General features: G+C 66.9%; 5 protein-coding genes. 3 read left to right on the top strand and 2 right to left on the bottom strand.

Annotation, left to right across the window (positions count from 1 at the left end; genetic code table 11):
* Window positions 1–677: GntR family transcriptional regulator (locus ABW137_RS15090; protein ID WP_526401285.1), on the top strand; the 677-nt coding region annotated here is incomplete at its 5' end.
* On the opposite strand, the gene ABW137_RS15085 is transcribed toward ABW137_RS15090, so the two are convergent.
* Together ABW137_RS15085 and ABW137_RS15080 are read right to left on the bottom strand one after the other, a co-directional pair.
* On the bottom strand, window positions 659–2782 hold the full coding sequence (locus ABW137_RS15085; RefSeq protein ID WP_526401283.1) for a S9 family peptidase: 2124 nt from the start codon (window positions 2780–2782) through the stop codon (window positions 659–661). The two genes, ABW137_RS15090 and ABW137_RS15085, sit on opposite strands and share 19 nt — an antisense overlap.
* Entirely contained in the window at window positions 2779–3669 is an 891-nt protein-coding gene (locus ABW137_RS15080; RefSeq protein ID WP_526401281.1) for a phosphoribosylaminoimidazolesuccinocarboxamide synthase, read from the bottom strand. The genes ABW137_RS15085 and ABW137_RS15080 overlap by 4 nt, the downstream gene beginning before the upstream one ends.
* A gap of 40 nt (window positions 3670–3709) precedes the next feature.
* On the opposite strand from ABW137_RS15080, the gene ABW137_RS15075 reads away from it, so the two are divergent.
* Window positions 3710–4324, top strand: a complete 615-nt coding sequence (locus ABW137_RS15075; RefSeq protein ID WP_526401279.1) for a hypothetical protein — start codon at window positions 3710–3712, stop codon at window positions 4322–4324.
* 94 nt (window positions 4325–4418) lie between these two features.
* The coding region (locus ABW137_RS15070) for a type IV toxin-antitoxin system AbiEi family antitoxin domain-containing protein (protein WP_526401278.1) at window positions 4419–5247 on the top strand (829 nt) is incomplete at its 3' end.

The raw sequence follows: 5247 nt of genomic DNA, 5'->3' as shown, positions 1-5247 counted from the left end.
GGTGGTATACCAGGATCGTGGCTCAAAACCTCTCGCGGTACGTCTTCGACGAGTTGCGCGATCGCATCCTTGACGGACGGTTGACCGCGGGAGCGCCCATCAGCGAACGGGAGATTGGTGCCGAACTAGACGTGTCCCGGGTTCCGATCCGTGAGGCGATGCCCCTGCTGGAGGCCGCGGGACTCGTCACGCTGGCGCCGCGGCGACCGGCAGTCGTCACCGCGGTCACGCGCACGGGGGTCGACGAGCTGTACGACCTCCGCGCCGTCCTTGAGCCCTACGTCGCGCGCCGGGGCGCCGCCGCGGTCGCCGACGGAGCCGATCCAACCGCCCTGCGCCATGCCCTCGCCACCGCCGAAGAGTCTCTTGGACAATCGAATTGGGACAGCTTTCACCGCCACAGCGGGCAGGTTCACCTGCAGATCGAACGGTTGGCGGACAAGGAACTCTTCGTCGCGGTCATGGAACCTCTGCGCGAGCGCAGCAATCGCCTCAACGTGGCCAACATGCGCACCGATCCCACCGCGCGGCACACCGAGCACGTCAGGCTCGTCGATGCCATTGCCCGTGGCAGGGTCGACCTGGCGTCGGCCGTCGCCTACTCGCATGTCGAGTGGGGCCGGGAGCGCATTCTGGATACGCTGGAATCGGTCCCCGGTTACGACCCCGACCGCTGACCGCCGTGCTGGTCGCGGTCCGCAGTGGCTAGCACCCAGGCGTACTGGAACGCGACCTCCTTCCAGCGCTCGTAGCGGCCGCTGATCCCACCGTGACCGGCGACCATCTCCGTCTTCAACAGCACCGGATGGGCGTCGGTCTTCACGTGGCGAAGGGCGGCAACCCATTTCGCCGGCTCGACGTAGTACACCCTGGTGTCATTGAGCGACGTCATGGCCAGAATGGCCGGATAGTCCTTGGCCGCCACGTTCTCGTACGGGGTGTAGGACTTCATGTAGTGGTAGACGTCCGCGTCTGCCAACGGGTTTCCCCACTCGTCCCACTCCGTCACCGTGAGCGGCAGCGAGGGATCGAGGATCGTCGTGAGCGCGTCGACGAAGGGCACCTGGGCCAGGATGCCCGCGAACAGGTCCGGCGCCATGTTTGCGACCGCACCCATCAGCAGGCCGCCCGCGCTGCCACCAAGCGCCACCATGTTCTCGGGCTTGGTGACGTCGGTGCCCACCAGATGCGCACCGACCGTGATGAAGTCGGTGAACGTGTTCTTCTTCTCCAGCAGCTTGCCGTGCTCGTACCATTGCCGCCCCATCTCGCCGCCGCCACGCACGTGGGCGATGACGAACACCACGCCGCGATCGAGGAGCGACAGTCGCGAGATGGAGAAGCCGGGATCCTCGCTGGACTCGTACGCCCCGTAGCCGTAGAGCAGAGTCGGCGCCGGAAACTCGAGGCCCTTGCGGTGAACGACCGAGATCGGGATCCGCGCGCCGTCGGACGCCACCGCCCAGTCGCGTCGTTCGACGTACTCGTCGGGACGGTAGTCGCCGAGGACGGCCTGTTCGCGCAGCATCGTCCGTTCGCCGGTCGCGAGGTCGAGGTCGTAGATGCGGACCGGCACGATGAACGACGTGGTCGCGACCCGCAGCACCGGCGCCGACCAGTTGGGATTGCCCGCCAGACCCGACGACGTCAGCTCCGTCTCGAACGTGATCTCCTCTGCCTCGCCGTACTCACCGTCGGTCCCGATGGGCCACAACTGAATTCGCGGTAGCGCCTGGCTGCGGTAGCTCACCACGAGCTGGCCCTCGAAGGCGTCGACCCCGTCGAGTCGCACGTCCTCCCGGTGCGGGATCAGCGTGCGGAACGCCGTGGGGTCGCTGACCGGTGCTTCGACGAGGGTGAAGTTCTCGGCGCCGTCGTTGTGCAGAATCAGGAAGCGGTCCTCACCCCCGACGATCGCGTGCTCCACCGAGTATTCGACGGACTCGCGGCGGGGCAGCACCGGGACGAACTCCGCGCCCGCGTCGGAGGCATCGCCGTAGAACACCTCGGAGGTCACCGAGCTACCCGCGGCGATCAACACGTACTTGTTGCTCCGGGTCCGCCCCACCGCGACCCAGAAGCGCTCATCGGGCTCGTGGTGGACCTTCTCGCCGGGTTCTCCGGCTCCGAGGCGGTGGCGCCACACGGTGTCCGGACGCCAGGCCGCATCGACGGTGATGTAGTAGATCGTGTGGTTGTCGGCGGCCCAGGTGGCTCCCGAGCTGATGTCCTCGATGACGTCGTCGTACAGCTCGCCGGTGCGTAAATCCTTGAACCGCAACGTGTATCGCTCATCACCGGTGAGGTCGACCGAGAAGGCGAGGGTGTGTCCGTCCAGGCTCACCGATGCAGCGCCCAGCGAGAAGAACGCTTGCCCCTCCGCCTCGACGTTCTCGTCGAGCAGCACCTGCTCGCCGGGAATGTCGGTGTTCTCGTCGAGCTGCGGGGGCGTCCAATCCGCCGGATCACCGACGGGACAACGGCAGTGGATGCCGTACTGCTTACCCTCGACGCTGCGCCCGTAGTACCACCAATCCCCGCGGCGGGTCGGCACCGACAGGTCGGTCTCCTTGGTGCGCGCCTTGATCTCGTCGAAGATCTTCTGCCGCAGCGGCGCCAGATGCTCGGTCTGTTCCTCGGTGTAGGCATTCTCGGCCTCGAGGTAGGCGATGACCTCGGGATCTTCCTTATCGCGCAGCCACTCGTACGGATCGACGAAGACGTCGCCGTGGTGTTCACGGCGATGGTCGACCCGCTTGGCAATGGGCGGCGTCCCGGTCATTTGGCTCCGATCCAGTCGTCGAACGTCAATCCTGAAATGCGTTCGTAGGCCTCGATGTAACGCGCTCGCGTGGCCTCTGCTACGTCGGGCGGCAGGGCAGGCGGAGGTAGTTCCCCGCCGCGGTCCCAGCCGGAGTCGGGGCCCGTCAGCCAGTTGCGGACGAACTGCTTGTCGAAACTGGGCTGCACCACCCCCTCCTGGTAGGTGTCGGCCCGCCAATACCGCGAGGAGTCGGGGGTGAACACCTCGTCGGCCAGCACCATGTCGCCGTTGTCGTCGACCCCGAACTCGAACTTGGTGTCGGCGATGATGATTCCCTTGCTCAAAGCGTGCTCGGCGGCCTGGGCGTAGATGCCGAGCGTCAGGTCCCGAAGCTGCGCCGCGCGGTCGGCACCGACCAGGTCGACGACGGCGTCGAAGGAGATGTTCTCGTCGTGCGCCCCCAGCTCGGCCTTCGTGGCGGGGGTGAACAGCGGCGCGGCGAACTTGCTGGCCTCGGTGAGTCCCTCGGGGAGCTCGATGCCGCAGACCCGGCCGGTCGCGCGGTAGTCGATGATCCCCGATCCGGTGAGGTAGCCCCTGGCCACGCATTCGACCGGCATCATCTCCAGCCGCTTGACCACCAACGCGCGACCCAGCACCTCGGCGGGGATGCGGTCGTCGTCGGCGGGGCCCGCGAGATGGTTCGGCGCGTCGAGGAAGTCGAAGAAGAACATGCTCATCGCGGTGAGGATCCGACCCTTGTCCGGGATCTCAGTGTCCAGGATGTAGTCGAACGCCGAGATGCGGTCGCTGGCGACGAATAGCAGATGATCGGCGTCGACGCGGTAGAGCTCGCGAACCTTGCCGCTGGCCAGATGTTGGTAGTCGGTCAGAGCTGGGCGCATCGGGCCAGACTATCGGTCGATCTGTGCTGGGATCACATCCATGATCTCTCGTTACGTGCCGTACGCCACCACTCCTGGCCGACTGCTCGTTCAGTTGATCAGCGACGTCGTCGTCATTCTGTGGATCGTCGTCTGGGTGTTCGTCGGTCTTGCGGTGCACTCCGCAGTGACGTCCATCGCCGAAGTCGGCAGACAGGTGAACGACGGCGCCACCGGCGTCGCGGAGAACCTCACCTCGGCGGGCGACAGTACCTCGGACGTGCCACTCATCGGCGACACCCTGAGCAAGCCGTTGCGGGCGGCGAGCTCGGCGGCCCTCGACATCGCAGGCGCGGGCCACAGCCTGGACACCACGGCGACGTGGCTGGCGATCGTGCTCGCGATCGCGGTGGCCGCGCCGCCCATCCTCTTCGTCGGGCTGCCGTGGTTGGTACTGCGGATCCGGTTCTTCCGCCGCAAGTGGACGGCGATCGCGCTGGCCGCGACCCCCGCGGGCGACCAACTGCTGGCATTGCGCGCGCTGGCCAACCGCCCGCTGGCCAAGCTTGCCTCGGTGAGCATGGACCCGGTGGGCGCGTGGCGCCGCGACGATGCGATCGCGATCCGCGGCCTGGCCAACTTGGAGCTGCGCTCGTCTGGCATTCGCCGCACCTAACGATTTGTGCACGTTTACCCGCGGCCGGCGCGGGTTCCAACACGCACGTCGCGGGCGGCGGAACCGCCGAGCGTCTCACTCGCGTCAAAAGGGCGTGATCGAGGACCTGCTGAGACACCACGACGGGGTCATCACCAGCCGACAAGCGCGCGCTGCAGGCATGAGCCAGGACGCGATCGAGCGGAAGCTTCGATCCGGATCCTGGCTACGGTGCTCCCGCGGCGTCTACTTCGCCGACGACCGACCGTTTACCGACGCCGCCCGAATCCGGGCTGCCGTCTGGGCGCATGGCATCCGCGCGACGGCGAGCGGACTTGCCGCCGCGTGGTGGTTGGACCTGACGCGTTTTGCCCCCGATCTGGTCGAGGTCACCGTGCCGCGCGCGAGCAATCACCCTGGCAGACCTGGGGTACGTCGACGCAGGCGTGACCTCGACCCCGCCGACGTGATCGAACGCAACGGACTGCGAGTGACGGCTCTCCCGTTGACGGTGATCGAGGCCGCCGTCCGCCGCGGTGGCGGTCCGAAGGTGATGGATTCGGCGCTACAACGGCACGTCGAGCTGCGGACACTGTGGAACGCGCACCTACGCAACAAGGGCAGGCACGGTTCGCCCGCTGCACGCCGGCTGCTCCAGGCTGCCGACGGCGGCGCGCGCTCCGAAGCCGAGCGAATCCTCGTCGGGCTGCTCAGGAGCGCGGGTATCACGGGGTGGAAGGCGAACTACCCCGTTGCCGGCTACAAGGTCGACGTCGCATTTCCACTCCCGAAGGTGGCGATCGAGGTGGACGGCCTCGCCTTTCACTCCAGCGCAGACGACTTTCAGAACGACCGCGTGCGGCAGAACGCCATCGCGTTGGCTCACTGGCAAGTGCTCAGATTCACGTGGCTGGACCTCACCGAACATCCGGAGAGGGTCATCG

Source organism: Mycobacterium sp. (genome assembly GCF_040509115.1).
Lineage (GTDB): Bacteria > Actinomycetota > Actinomycetes > Mycobacteriales > Mycobacteriaceae > Mycobacterium.
Note: the sequence above shows the minus strand (reverse complement) of the source record. Positions and strands in the feature narration are given on the sequence as shown.

Excerpts from the sequence above, each read along its gene's own strand:
- ABW137_RS15085 (WP_526401283.1), bottom strand. The coding sequence starts at position 2,782 with ATGACCGGGACGCCGCCCATTGCCAAGCGGGTCGACCATCGCCGTGAA.
- ABW137_RS15080 (WP_526401281.1), bottom strand. The coding sequence starts at position 3,669 with ATGCGCCCAGCTCTGACCGACTACCAACATCTGGCCAGCGGCAAGGTT.
- ABW137_RS15075 (WP_526401279.1), top strand. The coding sequence starts at position 3,710 with ATGATCTCTCGTTACGTGCCGTACGCCACCACTCCTGGCCGACTGCTC.